At 62.7% G+C, this 23,262-nt stretch carries 27 protein-coding genes and 1 tRNA gene; 15 read left to right on the forward strand and 13 right to left on the reverse strand.

Going from position 1 to position 23,262, the window contains the following annotated elements:
• The first annotated feature begins 10 nt into the window (after positions 1-10).
• Entirely contained in the window at positions 11-535 is a 525-nt protein-coding gene (locus EJ072_RS14395) for a hypothetical protein (protein ID WP_126080273.1), read from the forward strand.
• A 45-nt stretch (positions 536-580) separates the two neighbouring features.
• Here EJ072_RS14395 and EJ072_RS14400 read toward each other — a convergent pair whose 3' ends face one another.
• Both EJ072_RS14400 and EJ072_RS14405 read right to left on the reverse strand, forming a co-directional pair.
• Positions 581-1,558, reverse strand: a complete 978-nt coding sequence (locus EJ072_RS14400; RefSeq protein ID WP_126080274.1) for a threonine/serine dehydratase — start codon at positions 1,556-1,558, stop codon at positions 581-583.
• 432 nt (positions 1,559-1,990) lie between these two features.
• The gene (locus tag EJ072_RS14405) at positions 1,991-2,314 is read right to left on the reverse strand and encodes a hypothetical protein (protein WP_126080275.1); all 324 of its coding nucleotides are present in this window, start codon (positions 2,312-2,314) and stop codon (positions 1,991-1,993) included.
• A 181-nt stretch (positions 2,315-2,495) separates the two neighbouring features.
• Between EJ072_RS14405 and mbfA the strand changes: the two genes are divergently transcribed.
• Positions 2,496-3,479, forward strand: coding sequence for an iron exporter MbfA (mbfA, locus tag EJ072_RS14410; RefSeq protein ID WP_126063482.1), 984 nt, complete (start codon positions 2,496-2,498; stop codon positions 3,477-3,479).
• Between the two features lie 109 nt (positions 3,480-3,588).
• Here the strand turns inward: mbfA and EJ072_RS14415 are convergent, their stop codons facing one another.
• The gene (locus EJ072_RS14415) at positions 3,589-4,608 is read right to left on the reverse strand and encodes a TadE/TadG family type IV pilus assembly protein (protein WP_126083634.1); all 1,020 of its coding nucleotides are present in this window, start codon (positions 4,606-4,608) and stop codon (positions 3,589-3,591) included.
• A gap of 417 nt (positions 4,609-5,025) precedes the next feature.
• Between EJ072_RS14415 and lepA the strand changes: the two genes are divergently transcribed.
• Complete coding sequence (gene lepA, locus EJ072_RS14420) at positions 5,026-6,831, forward strand: translation elongation factor 4 (protein WP_126080276.1); 1,806 nt, start codon at positions 5,026-5,028, stop codon at positions 6,829-6,831.
• Between the two features lie 350 nt (positions 6,832-7,181).
• Here lepA and EJ072_RS35730 read toward each other — a convergent pair.
• A tRNA-OTHER gene (locus tag EJ072_RS35730) sits at positions 7,182-7,250 on the reverse strand.
• Positions 7,251-7,593: 343 nt separating this feature from the next.
• On the opposite strand from EJ072_RS35730, the gene EJ072_RS14425 reads away from it, so the two are divergent.
• The 5 genes from EJ072_RS14425 to EJ072_RS14445 all read left to right on the forward strand — a co-directional run bounded on the left by EJ072_RS14425 (position 7,594) and on the right by EJ072_RS14445 (position 10,292).
• Positions 7,594-8,121, forward strand: a complete 528-nt coding sequence (locus EJ072_RS14425) for a hypothetical protein (RefSeq protein ID WP_126080277.1) — start codon at positions 7,594-7,596, stop codon at positions 8,119-8,121.
• A gap of 78 nt (positions 8,122-8,199) precedes the next feature.
• Complete coding sequence (locus tag EJ072_RS14430) at positions 8,200-8,517, forward strand: hypothetical protein (protein ID WP_126080278.1); 318 nt, start codon at positions 8,200-8,202, stop codon at positions 8,515-8,517.
• A 20-nt stretch (positions 8,518-8,537) separates the two neighbouring features.
• The gene (locus EJ072_RS14435) at positions 8,538-9,008 is read left to right on the forward strand and encodes a hypothetical protein (RefSeq protein WP_126080279.1); all 471 of its coding nucleotides are present in this window, start codon (positions 8,538-8,540) and stop codon (positions 9,006-9,008) included.
• Positions 9,009-9,258: 250 nt separating this feature from the next.
• Positions 9,259-9,771 carry a hypothetical protein gene (locus EJ072_RS35965; RefSeq protein ID WP_189343305.1) on the forward strand — a complete coding sequence of 171 codons (513 nt, stop codon included), beginning with the start codon at positions 9,259-9,261 and terminating at the stop codon, positions 9,769-9,771.
• Between the two features lie 11 nt (positions 9,772-9,782).
• The gene (locus EJ072_RS14445; protein ID WP_126080280.1) at positions 9,783-10,292 is read left to right on the forward strand and encodes a hypothetical protein; all 510 of its coding nucleotides are present in this window, start codon (positions 9,783-9,785) and stop codon (positions 10,290-10,292) included.
• A 162-nt stretch (positions 10,293-10,454) separates the two neighbouring features.
• Here EJ072_RS14445 and EJ072_RS14450 read toward each other — a convergent pair whose 3' ends face one another.
• On the reverse strand, positions 10,455-11,618 hold the full coding sequence (locus EJ072_RS14450; protein ID WP_126078352.1) for an IS4 family transposase: 1,164 nt from the start codon (positions 11,616-11,618) through the stop codon (positions 10,455-10,457).
• 180 nt (positions 11,619-11,798) lie between these two features.
• Here EJ072_RS14450 and EJ072_RS14455 point away from each other — a divergent pair, with 180 nt between their 5' ends.
• The 3 genes from EJ072_RS14455 to EJ072_RS14465 all read left to right on the forward strand — a co-directional run bounded on the left by EJ072_RS14455 (position 11,799) and on the right by EJ072_RS14465 (position 13,220).
• On the forward strand, positions 11,799-12,146 hold the full coding sequence (locus EJ072_RS14455) for a hypothetical protein (RefSeq protein ID WP_126080281.1): 348 nt from the start codon (positions 11,799-11,801) through the stop codon (positions 12,144-12,146).
• Positions 12,147-12,272: 126 nt separating this feature from the next.
• Positions 12,273-12,644: an endonuclease domain-containing protein gene (locus EJ072_RS14460; protein WP_126080282.1), complete on the forward strand. Its 372-nt coding sequence runs from the start codon at positions 12,273-12,275 to the stop codon at positions 12,642-12,644.
• 204 nt (positions 12,645-12,848) lie between these two features.
• Positions 12,849-13,220 (forward strand): hypothetical protein, encoded by a 372-nt coding sequence (locus EJ072_RS14465; RefSeq protein WP_126080283.1) that lies wholly within the window; start codon positions 12,849-12,851, stop codon positions 13,218-13,220.
• Positions 13,221-13,802: 582 nt separating this feature from the next.
• Here EJ072_RS14465 and msrA read toward each other — a convergent pair.
• The 5 genes from msrA to EJ072_RS14490 form a co-directional block, all read right to left on the reverse strand.
• The gene (msrA, locus tag EJ072_RS14470) at positions 13,803-14,540 is read right to left on the reverse strand and encodes a peptide-methionine (S)-S-oxide reductase MsrA (RefSeq protein WP_126080284.1); all 738 of its coding nucleotides are present in this window, start codon (positions 14,538-14,540) and stop codon (positions 13,803-13,805) included.
• Positions 14,541-14,875: 335 nt separating this feature from the next.
• On the reverse strand, positions 14,876-15,181 hold the full coding sequence (locus EJ072_RS14475) for a hypothetical protein (RefSeq protein WP_126080285.1): 306 nt from the start codon (positions 15,179-15,181) through the stop codon (positions 14,876-14,878).
• An 87-nt stretch (positions 15,182-15,268) separates the two neighbouring features.
• The gene (locus tag EJ072_RS14480; protein WP_126080286.1) at positions 15,269-15,955 is read right to left on the reverse strand and encodes a DUF1223 domain-containing protein; all 687 of its coding nucleotides are present in this window, start codon (positions 15,953-15,955) and stop codon (positions 15,269-15,271) included.
• A 119-nt stretch (positions 15,956-16,074) separates the two neighbouring features.
• Entirely contained in the window at positions 16,075-16,419 is a 345-nt protein-coding gene (locus EJ072_RS14485; RefSeq protein ID WP_126080287.1) for an antibiotic biosynthesis monooxygenase, read from the reverse strand.
• On the reverse strand, positions 16,416-16,784 hold the full coding sequence (locus EJ072_RS14490; protein WP_126080288.1) for an NIPSNAP family protein: 369 nt from the start codon (positions 16,782-16,784) through the stop codon (positions 16,416-16,418). Before EJ072_RS14490 ends, EJ072_RS14485 begins: the two co-directional genes overlap by 4 nt.
• 271 nt (positions 16,785-17,055) lie before the next feature.
• Between EJ072_RS14490 and EJ072_RS14495 the strand changes: the two genes are divergently transcribed.
• Entirely contained in the window at positions 17,056-17,730 is a 675-nt protein-coding gene (locus EJ072_RS14495; RefSeq protein WP_126080289.1) for a winged helix-turn-helix domain-containing protein, read from the forward strand.
• A gap of 322 nt (positions 17,731-18,052) precedes the next feature.
• On the opposite strand, the gene ligD is transcribed toward EJ072_RS14495, so the two are convergent.
• From ligD to EJ072_RS14515, 3 genes are all read right to left on the reverse strand, one after another.
• Positions 18,053-20,548, reverse strand: a complete 2,496-nt coding sequence (gene ligD / locus EJ072_RS14505; RefSeq protein WP_126080290.1) for a DNA ligase D — start codon at positions 20,546-20,548, stop codon at positions 18,053-18,055.
• Positions 20,549-20,557: 9 nt separating this feature from the next.
• Complete coding sequence (locus EJ072_RS14510) at positions 20,558-21,418, reverse strand: Ku protein (RefSeq protein WP_126080291.1); 861 nt, start codon at positions 21,416-21,418, stop codon at positions 20,558-20,560.
• A gap of 107 nt (positions 21,419-21,525) precedes the next feature.
• Complete coding sequence (locus tag EJ072_RS14515) at positions 21,526-22,038, reverse strand: ferritin-like domain-containing protein (protein ID WP_126080292.1); 513 nt, start codon at positions 22,036-22,038, stop codon at positions 21,526-21,528.
• Between the two features lie 397 nt (positions 22,039-22,435).
• Here EJ072_RS14515 and EJ072_RS14520 point away from each other — a divergent pair, with 397 nt between their 5' ends.
• The 3 genes from EJ072_RS14520 to EJ072_RS14525 are packed head-to-tail and all read left to right on the forward strand — an operon-like array spanning position 22,436 to position 23,209.
• Positions 22,436-22,582: a hypothetical protein gene (locus EJ072_RS14520; RefSeq protein ID WP_126080293.1), complete on the forward strand. Its 147-nt coding sequence runs from the start codon at positions 22,436-22,438 to the stop codon at positions 22,580-22,582.
• 2 nt (positions 22,583-22,584) lie between these two features.
• Positions 22,585-22,710, forward strand: a complete 126-nt coding sequence (locus EJ072_RS37295) for a hypothetical protein (protein WP_281059906.1) — start codon at positions 22,585-22,587, stop codon at positions 22,708-22,710.
• 52 nt (positions 22,711-22,762) lie between these two features.
• Complete coding sequence (locus EJ072_RS14525) at positions 22,763-23,209, forward strand: thiol-disulfide oxidoreductase DCC family protein (RefSeq protein WP_126080294.1); 447 nt, start codon at positions 22,763-22,765, stop codon at positions 23,207-23,209.
• Positions 23,210-23,262: the final 53 nt, after the last annotated feature.

Below are 23,262 nucleotides of genomic sequence, written 5' to 3' on the forward strand. Positions count from 1 at the left end.
AGGTTGATAGATGCTGCGGGGCAAACTTCATATCCTTCCTTTGATCACGGGCAAGAAAGACATGCCCTTGCGTGTCGGAGCCGATCTCGGCCCAGTCCAGAAGCACCTTGGCTTCCCGAAATGGCTGTATGTCTATCAGAATCAGCCCTGCGGCTTTCTTCTTGGCTATGGCGACCTGGAGATCGACATTCTGACCCGCCGGAATCGGGCTCGCGTCAACCGCATCAGCATCAAGCTGTGGCACATGCCGGACGTCGCCAAGTCTTTACCTTTGAAGTGGAGCGGAAACAGCCAAATCGATCTCGATGGCTTCAGCCCAGCCATGAGACTTTCCTCCGCCAAGGCGCTGCTTACTGATCTCGGCCTTCACAGCGAAGAGTACCAAGTCGACAGTGCCTCCGAAACAGTGCGCCGCCTTGTGCTTCCCCATACGGAATTGCATTTCTTCCGAGGACCGGAAGAACCGATCCTTATGGAGATCCACTTCCTGACCTCAGAGGAAATCCGGCGAACCAAAGGTGATTGGGCCTTTTGAGCCACACAAGCTGAAGGCCTGACGCTTGTGGTAGGCGCAACAGTCCTACGCGGCCGTCATGATCTCGGCATAGGTACCGAAATCGACATTGCCGCCGGACAGGATCACGGCGACGCATTTGCCGGCGAGGTCGATCTCGCCGGAGGAGAGCGCGGCAAACGCGACGCAGCCGCCGGGCTCGACCACAAGCTTGAGATGGGCCATGGCGTCCCGCATCGCCTGGGCAGCGGCTTCGTCGGACACCGCGATGGCGCCGGCGAGATTTTTGCGGTTGATCTCGAAGGTGATGGCGCCGGGCTCGGCGGTGAGCAGCGCGTCGCAGATCGAGCTGTGGCCGGGATCGTTCGCGACCCGCTCGCCCTTGGCGAGCGAGCGGCGCGTGTCGTCGAAATGCTCCGGCTCGACCGCCCAGACCTGCGTATTGGGCGAGGCGTCCTTGACCGCGACGGAGATGCCACTCGAAAGGCCGCCGCCGCCGCAAGGGATGACGACGGCGTCGAGCGCCACGCCCAGCGCCTTGGCCTGCCGCATCAATTCCAGCCCGATCGTGCCCTGGCCGGCGATGATGGCCGGATCGTCGAAGGGCGGCACCAGCGCCATGCCTTGTTCGATATAGGGGCGCACGACCGTCATGCGATCCTCCTTGAAACGGTCGAACGTCACCACCTCGGCGCCCATCCTGCGGACATTGCCGATTTTCATCGCCGGCGCGTCGGCCGGCATGGCGATCACCGCCTTGACGCCGAACAGGGCGGCCGACGCCGCCACGCCCTGCGCATGGTTGCCGGACGAGAAGGCGACGACGCCGCGGCTGCGCTCTTCCTCGCTTAGCGTCGACAATTTGTTATAGGCGCCGCGGATCTTGAAGGAGCCGGTGCGCTGCAGCGTCTCCGGCTTGAACAGGATGCGGCCGCCATGGCGCCTGTTGATCTCCGGCGATTCGATCAGCGGCGTTTCGACGATCAGGCCGGAAAGCCGCTCGGCGGCGGCGCGGATGTCGGATATGCCGGGCAGGGTGGTCATGGCGGGCCTTGCGAAAGAACGCGATCGCCCATGGTGCACGCAAAAGGCCGGCGCGCGCCAACGAAAAAATGTGACGGGGACAAGGTTTGGCGGTGGTGCGCTGGCGCGCCTTCACCTTCGTCGGGAGTTTTGGCTACCGCCAATCGCAAAAGGCTGATGCTGTCCCGGGTCGCTGGGCTTGTCTTGATACTGGACGAGAAAGCGCTGTGGCTGAAAGTGGCGCCGGGCGGAGCGGGCGCTGTTGGCGCGACCTATGCGATTAGCCGAGTCGCCTATTCCTTCGTCACACTCGGGCTTGACCCGAGTATCCATGCCTTGACCTTTGCGGTACGCGCGACGGTGCAGAATTCTGTAACCGCTGCAACGCCTTAGCGTCACGGCATGGATCGGGAATGTGGCCACGGCCAATCGCGGTCCTTGCGAACGCCCCGCTCACCCCAGCAGCGTTGGCGTCCGCTTCTTGCCGCCGAGCTTGCGCCAGGTGTTGAAGCGGTGGGTGGCGGCGGCGAAGGATATCTTCATCTGCTGGGAAACCGTGTAGCGCGACTTGCCTTCGTCGAACATGCGGTAGCAGCACTCCGCGCCCTCCTCGGTCAGCTTGCCGTCCGGCGTCTTGTTGTGCGGGTTGGCGGGATCGAATTTCTCGAGCTGTTCCTCGACCAGGCCCTTCAGGCGCCGCAGGTCGGCCTCGATGCTGGCGATGAGATCGAGCACCGGCTTGGCGTCGAATGCGTGCGGCGGCTTCTTCTCCGTCATTGCGTTGGTCTCCTTCGATTTCGGCTGTCGCGTCAATATAGGTTAACATTCGGCAATAATGAAGGGGCCGCTCCGAGCACGCCTGGTCATCCATTTTTGCGCGCGGCCCGTGGCCTTCGCAATTGACGTTGGGTGCTTGAAACCATAGTTTAGAATCATTCTAAACTAGAGTGATCCCATCATGCTTTCCCGTGTTTTCGGCTTCGGCCGCCGTTCCTTCGATTCGCTGTCGGAGCAGGAGATCCTGGCGCTGGCGATCTCCTCCGAGGAGGATGACGGGCGCATCTACCGCGCCTATGCCGATGGCCTGGCGCAGGACTTTCCGCAATCGGCCAAGGTGTTCGAGGCGATGGCCGAGGAGGAGGACGGCCACCGCGACTCGCTGATCGAGCTGCACCGCAAGCGATTCGGCGACCGCATTCCGCTGATCCGGCGCGAGCATGTCAGGGGCTATTACGAGCGCAAGCCGGACTGGCTGGTGCGGCCGCTCGGCATCGAGCATGTGCGCCGGCAGGCCGAGGACATGGAGCGGCAGGCCTACCGCTTCTATGTCGAGGCCGCCAAGCGCACCACCGACGCCTCGACGCGCAAACTGCTCGACGATCTCGCTCTGGCCGAGCAAGGCCATGAGAGCTCGGCGCACGAACTGGAGCAGCAGCACGTGCCGGGTGCGGTCAAGGAGGAGGAAGCGAGCGCCGAGCAGCGCCAGTTCATCCTCACCTATGTGCAGCCGGGGCTGGCCGGGCTGATGGACGGCTCGGTGTCGACGCTGGCGCCGATCTTCGCCGCCGCCTTCGCCACCCATGCGACTTTCCAGACGTTCCTCGTCGGCCTCGCCGCCTCGATCGGCGCCGGCATCTCCATGGGTTTCACCGAGGTCGCCTCCGACGACGGCAAGCTGTCGGGGCGCGGTTCGCCGCTCAAGCGCGGCCTGACCGTCGGCATCATGACGACGCTGGGCGGGCTCGGCCACGCGCTGCCTTACCTCATCCCCTATTTCTGGACGGCCACGATCGTCGCGGCGGTGGTGGTGTTCTTCGAGCTGTGGGCGATCGCCTTCATCCAGAACCGCTACATGCAGACGCCATTCTGGCGCGCCGCCTTCCAGGTGGTGCTGGGCGGCGCGCTGGTGTTCGGGGCTGGCGTGCTGATCGGGAACGCCTAGAGCAATTCCAGGAAAAGTGTGAGCGGTTTTCCGTCCGGAATTGCGTAAAAACAAGGAGGTAGAGCGGTTCGCCGTTTCCGTGAAACGGTGAAACGCGCTAAGCCGCGCCCTACTGCGTCAGCACCGTTTCCGAGGGGCGCTGGTTGTAGTCGCACTTGCCGGTGGTGGTGTAGAAGAAGTCGGCGTTGCTGACATCGGCGGGCACCGGGTTGCCGCCGTCTTCCCAAGCCTGGTAGCCGGGCTGGCCGCAGGGCACCGCGGTGAAGATGTTGACGGTCTTGCCGGTCGCCACCTCCGGCGTGTTGGTGGCGCTGGTGCCGATATAGAGCCGGTTCGAGGTGGCGGGGTCGTTCGATTTCAGCACCTTCGGGTTGCCCGACGGCACGTCCATCTCCAGATAGAGCTGGTCCATCTGGCTGACGTCGATCACCGCGCCGGCGCCATTGGCAGGATAAAAGGTGTCGGCGCAAGAATATCTGGTGCCGTATTGGTCGGTCTGGATCACCGATCCGGCGGGCAGGCTCTTCTGGAGGGACTTTAGTGTGCCGGTCGTGCACACCTGGCTTTGCACCACTGTGCTGGTGGAGCCGTTGACAGTGCTCACCGTGGTCGTGCCGTAGCCCTTCGGATCGCCATAGCCGTTATAGCTATAGCTGATCGTCATCAGCGGCTTGGCCACCGTGTCGCCGAACTTGGTGCCGTAGAGCGTCATGGTCTTTGCCCAGTAACCCGACACCTTCGTCACCTTGAAGGTGGACTGCACCAGCGCCGGCGTCTTGCGCACCGCGGAGCCGACGCCGACCTGCACCGTGTTGATCCGCGCGATCTGCATGAAATTGGTCGGCATCGGATAGCTGGCCGTGGCGGTGAAGGTCGCCGCGCCGAAACTGTCGACATTGACGCTGGTGAGCGTCGCCGTGCCCTGGCCGCTATTGGCCGCATAGGCCTGCTGAAGCGCCGTCTGGCGGTCGGCCAGCGATGTCGTGGTCGGCAGCGTGGTGATCGAGATGATCGCCGCGTCGAGCGCGTTCTGCATGTCGCTGCGGGTCGTCACCGCCGAGGTGTAGTCGACCGAAAAGCCGACTGCCGTCACCAGCGGGATCGTCAGCAGCACCATCATCGGCATCATCGAGCCGTGGCAGTGCGCGAAAAATCGCCTCAACGCGCTGGCCACCGCGGCCAGGCTGAACTTTCGGGCGGAACGGGACATTTCAGGGCCTTCGTCGTCTTGGGCAGCAAGTTGGTCGGGCGCGAAGCATGCGCCAAAGCGGTGCATGAATATTTAAGCGGTTTTGAATGTTTCGTGAGCGGGACGTGATCTTCCCTTCCCCCCTTGTGGGGGAAGGTGGATCGGCGCGCAGCGCCGAGACGGATGAGGGGTGTTCCAGCGGAGTGAGACGCTGGCGAACTCCGACCGGATAAGTGGCGCCGCCAAGCTGGAGCACCCCTCATCCGTCGCCTTCGGCGACACCTTCTCCCACAAGGGGAGAAGGGGAAGACCCCCCGCCGCTTGCCCCTCAACCCCGCCCCTGCTAAAGCGCGCCGCATGACGACGCCGCTCGACCACATCCGCAATTTCTCCATCGTCGCCCATATCGACCATGGCAAATCCACGCTTGCCGACCGGCTGATCCAGCTCACCGGCGCGCTGGAGGAGCGCGACATGAAGGAGCAGGTGCTGGACTCGATGGATATCGAGCGCGAGCGCGGCATCACCATCAAGGCCCAGACCGTGAGGCTCAACTACCGCGCCAAGAATGGCGAGGACTATGTGCTGAACCTCATCGACACGCCCGGGCATGTCGACTTCGCCTATGAGGTGTCGCGTTCGCTCGCCGCCTGCGAGGGGTCGCTGCTGGTGGTGGACGCAAGCCAGGGCGTCGAGGCGCAGACGCTCGCCAATGTCTACCAGGCCATCGACAACAACCACGAGATCGTCGTGGTGCTGAACAAGGTCGACCTGCCGGCGGCCGAGCCCGAGCGCATCCGCGAGCAGGTGGAGGAGGTGATCGGCCTCGACGCCTCCAACGCCGTGCTGATCTCGGCCAAGACCGGCCTTGGCGTGCCGGACGTGCTGGAGGCGATCGTCCACCAATTGCCGCCGCCGCGCGAGGGTGACATCGCAGCACCCCTGAAAGCCATGCTGGTCGACTCCTGGTACGACGCCTATCTCGGCGTCATCGTTCTGGTGCGCATCATCGACGGCGTGATGAAGAAGGGCCAGACCATCCGCATGATGGGCACCGGCGCGAAATATCTCGTCGAACGCACCGGCGTGTTCAAGCCGGCCCGCGTCAATGTCGACGAGCTCGGCCCCGGCGAGTTCGGCTTCTTCACCGGCTCTATCAAGGAAGTGGCCGACACCCGCGTCGGTGACACCATCACCGAGGACCGCCGCCCGACGCAGAAGGCGCTGCCAGGCTTCAAGCCGGCGCAGCCGGTGGTGTTCTGCGGCCTGTTCCCGGTCGACGCCGCCGATTTCGAGGACCTGCGCGCCGCCGTCGGCAAGCTGCGCCTCAACGACGCCAGCTTCTCCTATGAAATGGAGACCTCGGCCGCGCTCGGCTTCGGCTTCCGCTGCGGCTTCCTCGGGCTGTTGCATCTGGAGATCATCCAGGAGCGGCTGGAGCGCGAGTTCAACCTCGACCTCATCGCCACCGCGCCCTCCGTCGTCTACCGCATGAACCTCATCGACGGCACGGTGAAGGAGTTGCACAACCCGGCCGACATGCCCGACGTGGTCAAGATCGCCTCGATCGAGGAGCCGTGGATCCGCGCCACGATCCTGACCCCCGACGACTATCTCGGCGGCATCCTGAAACTCTGCCAGGACAGGCGCGGCATCCAGGCCGATCTCTCCTATGTGGGAAAACGCGCCATGCTGACCTACGACCTGCCGCTCAACGAGGTGGTGTTCGATTTCTACGACCGGCTGAAGTCGATCTCAAAGGGCTACGCCTCCTTCGACTATCATTTGACCGACTATCGCGAGGGCGACCTTGTGAAGATGTCGATCCTGGTCAATGACGAGCCGGTCGACGCTTTATCCATGCTGGTGCACCGCTCGGCGGCGGAAAAGCGCGGGCGCCAGATGTGCGAGAAGCTGAAGGAGCTGATCCCGCAGCATCTGTTCAAGATCCCGATCCAGGCGGCCATCGGCGGCCGCATCATCGCCCGCGAGACCGTCTCGGCGCTGCGCAAGGACGTCACCGCCAAATGCTACGGCGGCGACGTGACCCGCAAGCGCAAGCTGCTGGACAAGCAGAAAGAGGGCAAGAAACGGATGCGGCAGTTTGGGAAGGTGGATATTCCCCAGGAAGCGTTTATCCAGGCGCTGAAGATGGGGGATTGAGGGCCCCGGCGATCGTTTTGTCGTGCAGCATTTAAAATGTCGGCCCCGCGAATCGACCGCGGGCTTCTAGCAGGAGAGTTGCCCGCAGGCAGTGAGGACCGGCTGCGCGGCTCTGAGCTTGCTCGGTGGAGCGGGCACGTAACTGTCTTGCTACGCTTCCCTGACACACCAATCCCTATCACACGGCTGCAATAGTAGATGTGCAAGGCTACATCGGTGCCGGTTGAGATATGGCCGAATAGTCATGAAATCTGCCGAAAGGCCGGCAATTCTGGCCGGGGGACAATTTGTCCCGACTATGCGCAAACGTATTTACGGGATGTAACCAAACTGGTTACATCTTGAGTCGGTGGAGGCGGTGGGATTCGAACCCACTGGACCCAAGGTCGGAAGCCCGGACCAGCTACCAAGCCGCCCCCACCACGACTTCCCCGGATGGCTCGGGGAAGAAGGCACCCGCAGCGGGATGCGCCATCCAGCGACGCCCGGTGGGGCGGGAGTGTGATCGCTTTGCAAGGGTCGAATCACTCCCCTCCATCGCGCTGGAGCCGGAATTGAAAGGTGACTCGATCAATTAACACAAGAGTCCCGACCCGCGATTCGCGGGTACGACGGGCTTTCTGGGGATAACTGGCAATGGCCGGTGAAAACCCGACAGAGATAAAGGGTCGTGTCGCGCGCATACCGGTATAAAAGACCAAATTCCCTGACGACAGCGTAGAATGACTCAGTTATTTTCCCTCTCGAACGGGGGAGGGAATAATGCCGCGATGCAAGGTTGTGGCGTATCTAGTAGAGGTGCGCAAACTCAATGCCTCGTCAAAGCAGAACCTGAAATTTGGTTCATTCGACGGGACGGCCGACCTTCGAGATACGATTCTGAAGTATCTCCAGAAGATGGTCACATATAGCAAGGTCGCTCACTTTCAGAAGACCTTCAAAGTGGTCTTGGACAAGCCAGCCAACACCGGCGCCTTGACGGGCATGGTCTTTGCTGGCGACTATGGCCAGGCGTCAGACATCATCGACGCCGACAGCGGCAAAACCACCTACAAGAAAAAGAAGACCGAATCGCTGCCCTCGCCATTTTATTTTCACCTCGAGCTGCCTCCAAATGAAACCCGAGGAATCCTGTGTTTGCAGCAATCTGGTTTGAATGGCGTAAAGAGTCTGTTTGAGGGCGCAATCGCTGGCCAGCTACAGAAATATTACCCAGACTATCGCCTTCACGTAAGAAGTATGACACTCGCGGATGCTCTTAAGGAATATTTGAAAACAGGGAGTGTATAAGAAATAACTGTTGAGAAGCATGAGATACCGGCGGATATTGCTGATGCTTTTGGGGGGATAAAAAAGGCGTACCCGGGCGTGTTCTCTTATTCCGTTCGTCCTTCGAACGGTCTCTTCAAGAAGGACGGTCTAATTGCGTTTGCCAATGGACAGAAAGAATTGGACGATGTCTTCGAGTTCGGCGAGCATGGGTTTGACGTTGTTACCACCAAGATCCGAGTTGGTGGCGAAATACGGAAGATAAATCTCACAAAGCCAAATAGCATCAATAGTTCGTTCGACATCACTGATGACGTAAAGTTTGGACCCGATGGTTATCCAACTAGGGACAGCCTTGCCAAAGAATTCAAGGAGATAGTCGCCGAAATAGCAAAGCGCGGCGGTATAATGCTATGACTAGCAAAATCGATATTAGAATGATCGTACGCGATCATTTTGCTACTCTAAAGGACGAAGGCACAGATAAAGTTAGCGTTGCAGATTACCTGGTTATGCTAGGCGCGCCAATAGCTTTGGCGTTACTGGCATGGGCTCTCGGGTTTTCGATACCAGATGCATACGTAGGAACGCTAGTATCTGTTTTTGCTATATTTGCGGGACTTCTCTTTAACGTGCTTGTATTGATATACTCATTTGCTGATTCTTCACGCGGCGCCAACAAGGAATTGAGAGATAGGCTTTTAAGGCAGTCTTTTTCCAATATTTCATTCACTATAGTTTCGTCATTGGTAATCGTTTTTTTGCTTACAAGCCTGCTATTCACATGCGGCATTACGCAGCGGATATTGGAAACGCTGGCAACCGCAATTGCTATCAACTTCTTCCTCTCTCTTCTGATGGTTTTGAAGCGAATTCATGTCCTGCTTAGGGACAAGTTTGGCGGCTAGGGCCGTCTTTTACGCAACATCGCGTGCGCCTTGTGCTTAGGCGAGGCCGCCTTCACCAATCCGGCCGTAGGGTAAGGCGCTAGCGATCTGGAGTGCCGCGCGGCGATCGTAACGGAAATCGGAATCAGCGCGCTGCGACGCAACCGTCGCTTGATCGTTGGCTCTTCGGACTAGTAACCTCTTGCTGGCTTCACACTTCACCATCTCCCCACCTCGTTGTATCCTCTCCCCGGGCTTGGGGAGACATCACATGCGCTCCACCTCGGACACCGTCGCCGCGATCGGCCTCGCCATTGGCGGCGCTTTGGGCATGGCGGGCACTTTCGTTGGCAGCGACGCGCTGCGCGAGACGCTGTGGACCATCGACGGCGCGGGCATCGTCGTCGCCGCGGCGCTGCTGACGATAAAATACCAGCGGCTCGGCAATGATCTCGTCGCGGCCGGCTTCCTGACTTTCCTCGCCGGCGAAAGCCTGCTTCTGGCCGGCAATGCGGCGGGCCTGCAGGCCTCAGTGCCTTCCTATGCCGGCGGCATTGCGCTGTGGGCGGCGGGGCTGGTCATGGTTAGCGCGCAGGCCACCTTCGCGCTCTGGATGCGGCTCACGGGGCTCATTGCCGCCGCGCTCTTCACTGTTTCGGTGCTGATGATCCTGTGGGGCGCGCCGCTTTTGCCCACCTCGTCGCCGCTGCCGGCGCTCGGCTATCCGTTCCTGGTGCTGACCTTCGTCGGCTGGATCTGGACTTTGCTGAAAGCGGAGCGCTGAGTGCCAGGGCCATGGCCGCGCCGCTCGAACTCCGCAACAGCCCGTCGGGAAAGATCTTTCCGGCGCTCGGGCCGTTCCTGATCGGCGGCGTCTTCGGCTTCGGCGCGCTGCAGGGCGTGGCCTCGGGCGCGGATGGAGGGCATGTGCTGTGGATCGCGCTGCTCGCCGCCGCTTGTCTCGGGCTCGGCGCCTTTATCGCGCGCGGCGCTTTCGACACTTCGGTCAAGGTCGTCTTGGATCAGCGTGGTTTCCGCGATGCTCGCGCCGGCGACGTGCTGGTGCCGTGGAGCAAGGTGCGGAGCGTGCGGCTTGCCGCCGGCGGCAAGGGCGCGGCGATGCTCAATTTCGAGCTCACCGGCGAGCCGCCCGACGAAATCCGCTATTCCTCCGCCAACGCCTTCGGCCTGATGCCTTTCGGCCGGAACATTGTGCATATGGAAATCTCCTCGCTCGACGTGCGGGGACAGGACTTGTTGGACGCGGTGAAGACGTTTGCACCGCATGTGGTGGTGAGGCGGTGATTCTTCCTTCCCCCCTTGTGGGGGAAGGTGGATCGGCGCGCAGCGCCGAGACGGATGAGGGGTGCTCCAGCGGAGTGAGACGCTGGCTTTCCCTGGAGCACCCCTCATCCGGCCGCTGCGCGGCCACCTTCCCCCACAAGGGGCAGGGCTGTCCGGGGAAAGTTAGACATAGTCGAGGCTCATCTGATCGGGAGAGCAGCGGGGGTACCTTCGACTTGGATTGACGGGCGGCGGTTTGTCGATGGCGGCGATGTGGCGCCGCTCGAACAGGCATCGTGTCACCAGGTCGGTGAAGCGCAGGATCGGCAGTGCAACGCGATATGCGCGCGCTGCAATGCGCAACAGCGCATAGGCGATCATGGCGGCGAAGAGCTGCAGGCGGATGGCGTTGTCATTGTTGCCGAGGAACTTACGGATCTTGAGGTGCTGCTTGATCCAGCGGAACAGGAGCTCAATCTGCCAGCGCCCCTTGTAGAGGGCTGCTATGTCGGCGGCCGAGCGCTCGAGATCGTTGGTCAGCAGCGTGATGGTGTCGCCTTCGTCTCGCTTCACGATGATGCGACGCAAGCGGATCGGCAGTTTGGAATCGCCTTTGCTGGCAAAGCTCACCTCGGCATCCTCAAGCACGGTGAAGCCATCGCCGTGCATGGCTGCGAGGGGACGATCGCACACCAGCTTGAGCCCCATGTTGGTTTTGGGCCGGGTGACGAAGAAGGCTTGCGCCGCCGCGATCGCCGTCCACCAGCCGTAGTGGCAGTAACCCTTGTCGAACACGTAGGTCGCACCGTCTTCGATAGAGATGGTGCGGCCGATCTGGGCGTCGTTGACGTTGGCATCGGTGATGTCGAGGACGCGCGGACAGTCGCTGTCTGGATCATAGACGATATGCAGCTTCATGCCGCGGATGCGGCCGTTCGACTTGGCCCAGTCGCAAAGCTTGCCGAGCGGGATGGGCGTGGAATCGATCAGCCGCAGCATGGCACTGCCTTCGCGACGCATCTGCCGGTCGAGTTGGCCTGCAAGCAGGGCGAACGTCTCGGCGAAGACGGCTACAGGGCGGCGCCGGTTGGCGTCCGACAAGGTCGAGCGCCGCAACAGGTCGCTGCCGAGGTGGTAATGGTGCTGGCAGTTGGCGTTCCAGCCGGCTTGCAGGCTGCGAAGGCTCGTCGCGCCGCTGAGCTGAGCATAGATCAACACCACGAGATGGTCCCAGCTCTTGAACGACTTGTCATACGCATCCCCGTCATGGCTATCCACAATCGTCTGGAAGCGGCGACGATTGATCGGTTCAACCAGCTTGCCAAGAATGCTAGGCGTAAAGCGCATGCCCCGTTCCCTTTCTGAGTCTCGACAACCAGAAGGTAGACGGAAAATCCCCGTCTTACGGGGCATGCACATGCGGCATTTCGATTCACCCGAACCTTTCCCCGGACAGCCCTGCACAAGGGGGGAAGGGGAGGTCGCGCCCCGCCTCCACCCGTGCTCTACTCCCCCAGGGACCTCGCCATGATTCGCGCTCTGCTCGCTCTCCTTCTCCTCACCACGCCGGCCGCCGCCGCCGACATGTCGGTCTTCGTGCGCAACCAGCGCTCGGACGGCGTGGCGCTCGAGCTGTTCAGCCGCGACAGCCAGAAAGTCTGGCCGGGCGGCGACAAGGTGTTCCTGATCCGGCCGAAGGCGAAGAAATCCGTGCCGATCTCCTGCGAGCCCGGCGAGCATATCTGCTGGGGCGCCTGGGTGGACGGCGACGATTCCGTCAGCGCCGGCGTCGGCCCCGACAACGACCAGCCCTGCGACACCTGCTGCTTCATCTGCGTGGAGCATTCGACAGAGACGGTGGACCTGGCGGAGTAGCTCTTCCCCTTCTCCCCTTGTGGGAGAAGGTGGCTCGGCGCGCAGCGCCGAGACGGATGAGGGGTGCTCCAGCGGAGTGCAACGCTGGATATTTGAGCAATCACGAAGGCCGGCTAATCTCGCACCATGCCGCACCAACCCGTAACCTCGACCAAACGCAATTTCGCCCGCTCTATGCGCCGCGAGCCTACGGAGGCAGAAGACCGCCTGTGGCAAGAATTGCGCGGCCGGCGACTCGACAATATCAAGTTCAAGCGGCAGGTGCCGATGGGCCGATACGTGGCGGACTTTGTCTGTGCCGAGGCCAGGCTCATCGTCGAAATCGACGGCAGCCAGCATGCGGAATCGCGGCATGACCAGGAACGCGACGCCGTATTGAAGGCCAGGGGCTTTCGCGTGCTGCGGTTCTGGAACGACGATGTGCTGAAGGAACTCGATGCGGTGTGCGATACCATCATCGCTTATGTTAGGGATCAAAGTCTGGAGCCTTGGCGCTAGCGAGGTTCAGGCGGTTTCGCCAAGCTGGAGCACCCCTCATCCGTCTCGGCGCTGCGCGCCGAGCCACCTTCTCCCACAAGGGGAGAAGGAGGAGGTCGCGCCAGATTTCACCCCACTATTTTCCTCCCCACCCCTTGGCATCGCCACGCCTCGTGCCATCATCTGCCATCGGCCGTGGGGGCCGATTCTGTCTCGGGGGTTCTCATGTCCATCTCTTTCGCGCGCCGCGCCGCCGCCGCGCTTTCGTTTGCCGTCCTCATCGCGCCCGCCGCCCATGCCGGCGACGTCACCTTCCAGATCAGGAACAACCATCCCAACGCCATGCGCGTCGAGCTCTACAGCCAGGACCGCGACTATGTCTGGCCGGGCGACGGCAAGGATTTCTATCTCGACGACGGCGAGACCAAGCAACTGCCGATCTCCTGCAACGAGGGCGAGAAGATCTGCTACGGCGCCTGGGTGGACGGCGACGAAAGCACCTATTGGGGCGTCGGCCCCAACAATCAGGAATCCTGCGAGGACTGCTGCTACACCTGCAGCGGCGGCCAGACCGAGGAGATCGACCTGGAGGAGTAGACGCCGAAGCTGCTGATTCTCCCCCCTGTGGGCCGGTCACGGGGAGAAGGTGCCGGCACAGGTGGATGAGGGGTGGCGCTGACGGCGCGACCCTGGGCAAAGGCAGGCAGCCGGCGCTCAAACTGCAGACGCCGGCGCTGCCCCTCATCCGCCCGCCCGGGATTGGCCAAAGCCGCCCGAACCTCGTCATTCCTGGGCGGAGCAGCCGCGAAGCGGCGTCGCGGAGACCCTGGAATCCATGCCATGACTTTGAGCGCAGGATGCATCAGAGCAGAATTCTGCACCCTTGCGGCGCTCGGAAATCACGGCATGGATCCTCGGGTCTGTGCGCGTCGCTTCGCTCCTTGCTCCGCCCGTGGATGGCGACTTCGCGTAGGCTTTGGCCAATCGCCTAGGCATCCGCCACGCATATATCCCTAAGCCGGGAACCGGCCGGCCCGGAGACCGTTTCGAAATTCGCTCCGGCGAGTCATATGGTGGTGGTTTCGAGAACCGGAGCGGAGCGGACATCAGGTCCGTGAGCACCGGAAGCGCAGAAACCGCCGGCAGATGGCCGCCGGAGTAGAATTTCCAAACGGTCTCTCAGCTCTTGCTGGAGGCCAGCACAAGCACCGGCTTCTCGCTGTAAAGCTGCGGGAACAGCGCCTTGAGATTCTCGATCTTGGGCAGGTCGTTGTAGACGATATAGGGATAGGTCGGGTTCAGCGTCAGGAAGTCCTGATGATAATCCTCGGCCGGATAGAAGGTCTTGCCGGTTTCCAGCGTGGTGACGATCGGCTTCGAAAACACCTTGGCCTTGTCGAGCTGGGCGATGTAGCTCTCGGCGACCTTCTTCTGCTCGTCATTCTCGGCGAAGATCGTCGAGCGGTACTGCGTGCCGGAATCCGGCCCCTGGTAGTTGAGCTGCGTCGGGTTGTGCGCGACCGAGAAATAGACCTGCAGCAGCTGGCCGTAGGTGACCTTCGACGGGTCGTAGGTGATCTCGACGGATTCGGCATGGCCCGTGCGGCCGGTGCCGACCACCTCATAGACGGCGTTCTCGGCGCTGCCGCCTGTATAGCCGGAGACCGCCTTGCTGACGCCCTTGACGTGCTGGAAGACGCCCTGCACGCCCCAGAAGCAGCCGCCGGCGAAGATCGCCTTCTTGGTGCCGCTCGCCGCCTTCTCGTCCATTGCCGGCGGCGGGATCACCACCGCGTCCTCGGCCGAGCGGGCCGGGCTCTGCCAGAAGACGGCCGCGGCGACTGCCGCAAGGCCAAGCGCCGCAAGCGCGCCGCGGGTGAAGAATGGCCGCGCGGCTTTTGTCTTTATGCCGTTCATGTCCTGATCTCCTGTAATTGTCTTAAGTATATAGGAAGGAAGCCATCGGGAGGTTCTCACTTTGCCGTGCGGCGGCGTGTAATCGCCAGCGGCGCTCCCCCTCTCCGTCTCGGCTTCGCCGAGCCACCTCTCCCCCACCTTTGGCGGGGGCGAGGAACCCAGGCTTGCGAAGGCCTCTCCGTGGCTCATTGGCGTTGCTCGCCCTTCGCGGTTAGCGTTTCCTCGCCCCCGCAAAGCGGGGGAGAGGTGGATCGGCGCGCAGCGCCGAGACGGAGCGGGGGCCAGCGCTGACATTCGCGATTGGCTGCGAAGCCGGCTGCCCCGCGAGCTCAGCCTCACTGAGCAGTGCTATCCGCCGGCTTCATGGCGTCCGTCGCCGGCTTCATGGCGTCGGTTGCAGGCTTCATCGCATCCACCGGTTTCATGGCATCCGTGGTCGGCTTCATCGCCTCAGTGCTCATCGCGTCGGGCTTCATGGCGTCGGCCGGTTTCATCGCGTCCGTCGCTGGCTTCATCGCATCCGTCGCCATGGCATTGGCGGGCTTCATGGCGTTGGTCGTGTCGTCGGCGCGGGCGCCGGCAACGAAGACCGCGGCGGAAAGCGCGAGGGCCAGAGCCGGCAGCGTGAGGAACTTGGTCATCAGATAGTCTCCTTGGTTTGGCGCGCGCATGCGGGCCTTGGTGAAGCGTTGCCGCCCATGCGGCCCCGCGCGAAAGGGAATGAAAAATCAGTTGGCGGCGGCAGCCAGGATCGGCCCGCCGCGCGGCGCCTGCACCAGCACGGCGGTGGCCAAGCCGCCGCTGGCCGCCGGCAGCGGCAGCGTCGTTGCGTCGCCGTTCCAGCTGCCGAGCCTTGTCAGCGCATGCACGACATTGGCGTGCGGCAGCGTGCGGCCGGTGTTCTCGCCGCGCGCCACCGGCACCTCGACGACGCCTCTGTTGTAACGCACCAGCCAGATGTCGGCGCCGCCGCCGGGCGCCTTGCCGGCGCCGATGCTGACCTTGCCCGGCCCAAGCAAAAGCTCCGGACCCTGCGGGTGGCCGCTGTTGGCGATGAGGCCCTGGATCTCGCCCGGCGCCGCGCCCACGGCGTCATGGCTGCCATTCACCACCACCTGCGGCGTGAACGGCCCGTCGCGGCCGAGCGGCGGCTCATAGGTCACCTGGCGATCGGTGAATTCCTTGCGGCCGAAGGTGTCCTTCCAGCCGAGATAGTCCCAATAGGTGACGTTGAACGACAGCGCCAGCACACCCGGCTGGTCCTTGACCTTGATCAGGTTGGCGTTGGCCGGCGGGCAGGACGAGCAGCCCTGGCTGGTGAACAGCTCGACCACGGTCAGCGGCTGGGCGGCCGCGGCGCCGATGGTGGCCGCGAGCATCGCGCCGGCGCGCAGGCTCGTCTTCAATCCGGTCATGGGAAGCAATCTCCGTAGCGGGGTCATGCTCCCATTTCGCCGGGGCGGATCGCTTCGTTACAGCCTTCACCGGTTTGTGATAGCAGCCCTCCGCTTCTCCTCCGATCGCGGACGAAGGCTCACCCGTTCGCCGCGCGGCTGTCTTCCGGCGCTTCGGCCCTTTCCGTCAGCCCGTAATCGCGCACGACCTGGGCGATGCGCAGACGATAGCCGGCAAAGATGCCGCCGCGTCCGGCCTGCTGCGCCTGGCGGTGCTCCTCGGTGTTGCGCCAGTCTTTCACCGCTTCCTCGTCGCGCCAGAAGGACAGCGACAGCATGCGCTTCGGATCGGTCAGACTCTGGAAGCGCTCGACCGAGATGAAGCCGTCGATGCTCTCGAGCAATGGCCTGAGCTCGGCGGCGATGCCGAGATAGGCATCGCGCTTTCCTTCCGCCGGCTCGACCTCGAAGATGACAGCGATCATGCCTCTATTCCTTCCTTGACGGTCACGTGGGTGCGAAAGAGCTGCCTTGGACCATGCGGCCCCGACACCAGCTTCAGGAAGACGCGATCTTCCTTCAAGATGAACTTCTCGCGCCTGGCGAACTCGTAATTTGCCTTGCCCGCGGGGTCGGCGGCAAGCCGGGCGCGATAGGCCTCATAGGCGGCGAGGCTTTCGATGTTGTAGGCGGCGTAAGCCGTGGTGGACGAGCCTTCATGTGGCGCGTAGTAGCCGATTAGCTCGGCGCCGCAGCGCGGAATGGCCTGGCCCCAGGCGCGCGCATATTGCTCGAAGGCCGCCCGGCCGAACGGGTCGATCTCGTAGCGGATGAAGCAGGTGATGGTCATGTCGGTCTCCTCGTCGGTTGGCTTGCGCACATCGATGCTTCGACCGTGATCGAAACATCGCTGGCGGCTCTGTGCTAGAGCAGGATGACGTTTCGTCGAATCGTCATCCTGCTCTAACTCTTTGTTGGAGCATGATCTTTTCCGAAAACCGGTTCCCACTTTTCGGGATCATGCTCTAGGCATCCTCCTGTCAGGAGTGTTTGCCCGGGCTGCTTGAGATGACCCCAGAATAATGCTTCCCTGACGGGAATGCTTCGATGAGGATCGAACCATGCGTGAAGGACCCGATATCGCCCGCATCGCCAGCCTGGTCGGCGACCCGGCCCGCGCCAACATGCTGAACGCGCTGATGGGCGGCACGGCGCTGACGGCGTCGGAACTGGCGCTGGAAGCCGGCGTGTCGCTGCCCACGGCTTCCTCGCATCTGTCCAAGCTTATGGAAGGCGGCTTGCTGACCTTGGCCAGCCAGGGCCGTCACCGCTATTACGGGCTGGCCAGCGCGCAGGTGGCCGGCATGATCGAGGCGATCATCGGCGTCGCCGAGGCGGTCGGCCCGAAGCGGGTGCGGCCGGGACCGCGCGACGCGGCCATGCGCGTGGCGCGGGTCTGCTACGACCACCTCGCCGGCGAGCAGGCGGTGGCGATGCTCGACCGGCTCTTCGACAGGAAGCTTTTGCTGCGCGAGGACAACGAGATCCGCCTCTCGTCAGCCGGCGCCTCGCATTTTTCCGCGCTCGGCATCGAGATCCAGGCCAAGGCGCGGCGGCCGGTGTGCCGCGCCTGCCTCGACTGGAGCGTGCGGCGATCCCATCTCGCCGGCACGCTCGGGGCCGCTATCCTAGACAGGATCATCGCCGAGAAATGGGCCCGCCGCGAGAAGGACAGCCGCGCCGTGGTGTTTTCGCCCGGAGGAAAGCGGGAGTTCGAAAGGGTGTTTCTGTCCTAGGGGGCGCGCACTAACGACAGCCTCGCAATGCTGGCGCGAGGCCCCCCTCTCTGCCCTACCGGGCATCTCCCCCTCAAGGGGGGAGATCGGATGTCACGCTCTCTTTCGCTAATCGTCAACGTTGCAGAAGAGGCGCCGCGCCAAAGCTGCCAATCTCCCCCTTGAGGAGGTTGAGGAGCGGTCCGCGCAATGGACGGAAAGCCAATTGCTTGGCTTTCCGAGCGACGAAAGCCCTGAGCGACAGCGAAGGGCCGCGCAGTCCGGCAGGACAGAGAGGGGGGCGAAGGATCTCGGCATAAGCGACCTTGGGTCTTGCCCGCGATCACCCCCTTTTCAACGCCTTCCCCAGCTTGAAGAACTCCCTCCACGGATCGGCCTTCTTCAGCTGTGCCAGCGTCGTCTCGTCCCCAAGCGGGAAGGCATTCGGCGCAAGGCCCTTCTCGATCTCGGGCCAGGTCACCGGCATCGATATAGTCGCGCCCTTCTTGGCGCGCGAGGAATAGGGCGCGACGGTGGTCGAGCCGCGGCCGTTGCGCAGATAGTCGACGAAGATTCTTCCGGTGCGGGCCTTCTTGGACAGCGTCGCCGTGTAGCGGTCGGGCGCCGCCTGCTCCAGCGCACGGGCGAAGTCGTGGGCGAAGTCCTTGACCTCGTCCCATTCCGCCGAGGGCTTCAGCGGCACCAGCACATGATAGCCCTTGCCGCCGGAGGTCTTGACCAGGTTCGGCAGCGACAGCTCGTCGAGCTGCTTGCGGATGTCGAGCGCCGCCTCGCGCACTTTGGAGATATCGACGCCTTCATCCGGATCGAGGTCGAAGATGATCTGGTCCGGCTTTTCCAGCGCATCGATCGTCGAGCCCCAGATGTGGACCTCGACCACGCCATACTGGACCAGCGCCGCCAGCCCGTCGAAATCCTTGATGTAGAGGATCTGCTCGCCATCGGTCGGATCTTTCATCCTGGCGATCTTGTCGCTCATGCCGGGTGAGGCGTGTTTCTGGAAGAAGCGCTGGCCGTGGACGCCGTCCGGCGCCCGCACGAGGCTCAGCGGCCGGTTGACGACGAACGGCTCCATGCGCGGCCACACCAGCGCGTAGTGGTCGAGCAGGTCCTGTTTCGAAACCTTCTCGTCGGGCCACAGCAGCTTATCGGGATGAGAGAGTTTTATCGATGTCTTCGCCGTTCCGGCCGAAGGCTTTGAGGGCGTCTTTGCGCCCGGCTTTGGCTGGCTCTCGGCCTTTTTCGGCTTTTCCTGCACGACTTCCTCCGCCGGCTTGTCCTCGCGCAGCCCCTGGAACGAGGCGTGGCGGATTATACGGTCGGATGTCCAGCTGCGGAACTCCACCTCGCCGACAAGCTCGGGCTTGACGAAAGTGAGCCCCTTGCCCTTCGGCACCGCGGCCGAGAAGGGCGATGTCTTCGCCTCGAGGCGATCGAGCTTCTTTTTCAGATCCGTCATCACCTTGCCGGAAAAGCCGGTGCCGACACGGCCGGCATAGTGCAGCTTGCCGCCCTCATTGAAGCCGACCAGCAGCGAGCGCAGGCCGCGGCCCGTCTTGTCCGAAGGCAGATAGCCGCCGATGACGAATTCCTGCCTGAGCGTGCATTTCGACTTGATCCAGGTGAGGCCGCGCCCGCTGCGATAGGGCGCATCGGCGCGCTTCGACACCACCCCTTCCAGACCCATGCGGCAGACATGCTGCAGCATGACCTTGCCGGGCTCGTGGAAATGGTCGCTGAAGCGCAGCGCCGAATTTTCGGGCTGCCGGCCCAGCAGTTCGGCCAGCGCCTGCTTGCGTTCGACCAGCGGCTCGCGGCGCAGATCCTCGCCGTCGAGCCGCATCAGGTCGAACACATAATAGATGAAGCGGTCGGCGCGGCGGGCCGAGAGATCCGCCTGCAGCAGCGGGAAGGACGACACGCCGCTGTCGGCCAGCACTACGACCTCGCCGTCGATGATGGCATCGCGGCATTTCAATTTGGCCAGCGCGGCGGTGACCGGCCCCTCGAACTTCCCGGTCCAGTCGAGGCCGGCGCGGGTGAGCAGCCTGACCTCGCTGCCTTCGATCTGCGCCTGCATGCGATAGCCGTCGAATTTCACTTCATGCAGCCAGTCGTCGCCGGTGGGCGCTTCCTTCTCCAGCGTCGCCAGCTGCGGTTCGATGAATTCGAGCCGCCGGGCCTGGCCGGCCTTGGCTTTGGCAGGCCTGTCCGATTGCCAGACTTTCGGTGTCTGCCCCTTGGCCGCCTTGCCTTCGCCAACCTCTTCGATGGTGAGGCCCGATTTCACCGATTTCGGCTCTTCTTCGAGGATGTCCTCGCCAGGACGGGCGGCAGCATCGTCGGATTTGATCAGCAGCCAGTTGTCGCGCTTCTCGCCGGGGCGCGGCCTCAGCCTGACCAGATGCCAGCGGCCGTTGAGCTTGTGGCCCTCGAGATCGAAGTCGATATGGCCCTTCTTCATGCCCTGAGCGGGATCGCCATCCGGCACCCATCTGCCTTCGTCCCAGACCAGGACCGAGCCGCCGCCATACTGGCCCTTCGGAATGGTGCCTTCGAAGGAGGCGTAGTCGATCGGGTGATCCTCGACATGCACGGCCAGCCGCTTCTCATGCGGGTCGAGGCTCGGGCCGCGCGTCACCGCCCAGCTCCACAGCACGCCGTCATGCTCCAGGCGGAAATCGTAATGAAGCCGCGTCGCGGCATGCTTCTGGACGACGAAGATGCCGCCGCCCTGCTTGCCGCGCTTTACCTTACCGGCCGGCTCGGCGGTTTTCTTGAAGTCGCGCTTGGCGTGATATTGTTCGAGGCTCGCCATTGCGTGCTCCTATGCGGACTTGCGCTTCGGCGCGGCCTTGGCCTTCGTTCGTTTCGCCGGCGCTTTGGACGATGCCTTGCCGGCTTTGCCGTCGTCGGCGTTGAGGCTCTTCTTCAGCGCGTCGAACAGGTTAACGACATTGGACGGTTTCGGCGATGCCTTGGCCTTCGGCGCTTTTCTCCCGGCCTTCCTGGAGCGGACCAGCTCGAGCAGCGATTCCTCGTAGCGATCCCTGAACTTTGCAGGGTCGAACTTCGCTTTCCTCTTGTCTATGATAGTCTCGGCCAGCCCGACCATCTCGCCGTCCAGCTTCGCGGACTGGATATCGGCGAAGATCTGGGATGCTTCGCGCACCGTGTCTCCGTAGCGCAGCGTCGTCAGCAGCATGCCTTTGCCGAACGGCTCGATCATCGCCGGGCGTTCGCGCTGATAAAGCACGATGCTCGCGAGGCCGGCCATCTTCTTCTCGGCCAACGCATCGCGAATGACGGCGAAGGCCTCCTGCGAAACCTTGTCTGCCGGCGAGACATAATAGGGCGTGTCGAGATAGACCTGATCGATCGAAGCCTTGTCGACAAAGCCGTCGAGATCAAGCGTGTGCGAGGATTCGATCTGCACCGCCTCGATATCCTCGTCCTCGATGCGGATGAAGTCGTCCTTGCCGACCTCGAAACCCCTGACCTCCTCATCCTCTTCCAGCGGTTTTTGGCTTTTCTGGTCGACATAGACACGCCGGACCCTGTTGCCGGTCTTGCGGTTGAGGATGTGGAAGGACACCTTTTCGGCGTGGGTGACGACGTTGCTCAGTTGGATGGCGCAGGTGACCAGTGAAAGCTTGAGATAACCGCTCCAGGCGGGGCGCGGCGCCATGACGAACACTCCTTGCAGCATCGGGGGCAACATCGGACAAACCGAAACGGCCGGAACGCCGCTTCGGTTCCCGGGGACGGGAAGGCCGACGCCATGCGCCGGCCTTATCAGCAGCTACTCGGCCGCCTGCAGTTGACCTTGCTTTCGGCGATCTCGGTGAGCTTGCGGTCGGTCGCCTCTTCTTCCTTGAGGTTCTTGGCCAGCACATTGGCACAATCGCTGCGGCCGAGCTGCTTGGCCCACGCGATCAGCGTGCCGTAGCGCGTTATCTCATAGTGCTCGACGGCCTGCGCCGAGGCGATCAACGCGGCATCGAGGACCTCCTTGTCGTCGACATCGCCGCTCACCTCGTCGGCCTCCGCGAGGATGCCGTCGATGGCCGGGCAGTTGACGGTCTTGGCCTTGACGCCATGCAGCTCGAACACCTGCTCGACCCGCTCGATGTGACCCTTGGTCTGCGTGAGATGCTTCTCAAAGCCGGCTTTCAATTGCGGATCGGTCGCCTTGTCGATCATCTTCGGCAGCGATTTTTCGATCTCCTTCTCGGCATAATAGATGTCGCGCAGCGTGTGGATGAAGAGATCGTCCAGCGTCTTGATGTCTTTCGAAAAGAAGCCCATGGCGGTTGCCTTTCCATGTTTCGCATTGTCGGGAAGTTGCGCGGCGGACAGCCGTCAACATGGCCGGGTTCATCCCGGCCCTTGCGGATCAACGTCGTCTTCCGGGACAGGTTCCTGTCCGCCCGGACCCGCGAAAGGAAATTTCCTGCCGTCGGACGAAGGTGAAACGGAAGCGCGGCCAAGCGACATCGGAACGAAACATATGTGATGCAAAAGTCACACGACGCGGAAAGGCGACGAAAGGCACCGAAACACCGCGAATCAGCCGCAATCCGGCCACGATGCAACGAGTTTCGGACCAGAAATTAACATCACGTTCACCGACTATTCACGCCTCGACGCTATGCTCTCGAACAATTCGGACGGGACATCCGAAAGCGGGACAGGGACAGTTAAAATGAACTTCTGGAACCACATTACAGGCTACGCCGCCGCCATTCGCGAATTCGTTGCGCCGACCTACCGGCCGGAGCGCTATTACATGCGCGGCCCGGGGCCGGCCTGCGCGCGCCGCGGCAATTCGCTGGGCGTCGGCGCGAACTGATCATGACCCGGCTACGCGCCCACCACAGCCGCATCTGCCGGCCGGCCGCCGACCAGCGCGCCACCACCTATCGCGTCGAGCGCCTTGTGCTCGCCGCCAACTGGCGTGCGACAACGCCGCGACTTTGACGCCGCCGCCGGCCGGCTTAATGTCTAATGACATTAAGCAGCCGGGGCCGCCATGACCGACCTGCCCAAAAGTCCCACCTTACCGCGCCAAACCTATGACGCCCGGCAGCCGCTGATCGTCTTTGACGGCGTCTGTGTGTTCTGCTCGGGCTTCGTCCAACTCGTCCTGAAACTCGACCGGGAAAAACGCTTCCGCTTCGCCACGGCGCAATCGCCGCTCGGCGAGTCGCTGTTTCACCGGCACGGCCTGCCGACCGACGATTACGACAGCAACCTCGCCATCATCGACGGCGCCCCCTTCACCAAACTCGACAGTTTCGTCGCGGTCATGGCCGCGCTCGGCTGGCCATGGCGCGCGGCCAAGACGCTGCTCATCCTGCCGCGACCGTTGCGCGACTGGCTCTACGACCGCGTCGCCAGGAATCGCTACGCGCTGTTCGGCCGCAAGGACAGCTGCGAGATACCATCTGCCGAGTTGCGGGAGCGGTTGATCGGCTAAAGCGCGTCGCGATCTTTCAGATTCGCTCCATGCGCTTTAGGTTTTTTGATTTT

This window comes from Mesorhizobium sp. M2A.F.Ca.ET.046.03.2.1 (assembly GCF_003952425.1).
GTDB lineage: Bacteria > Pseudomonadota > Alphaproteobacteria > Rhizobiales > Rhizobiaceae > Mesorhizobium.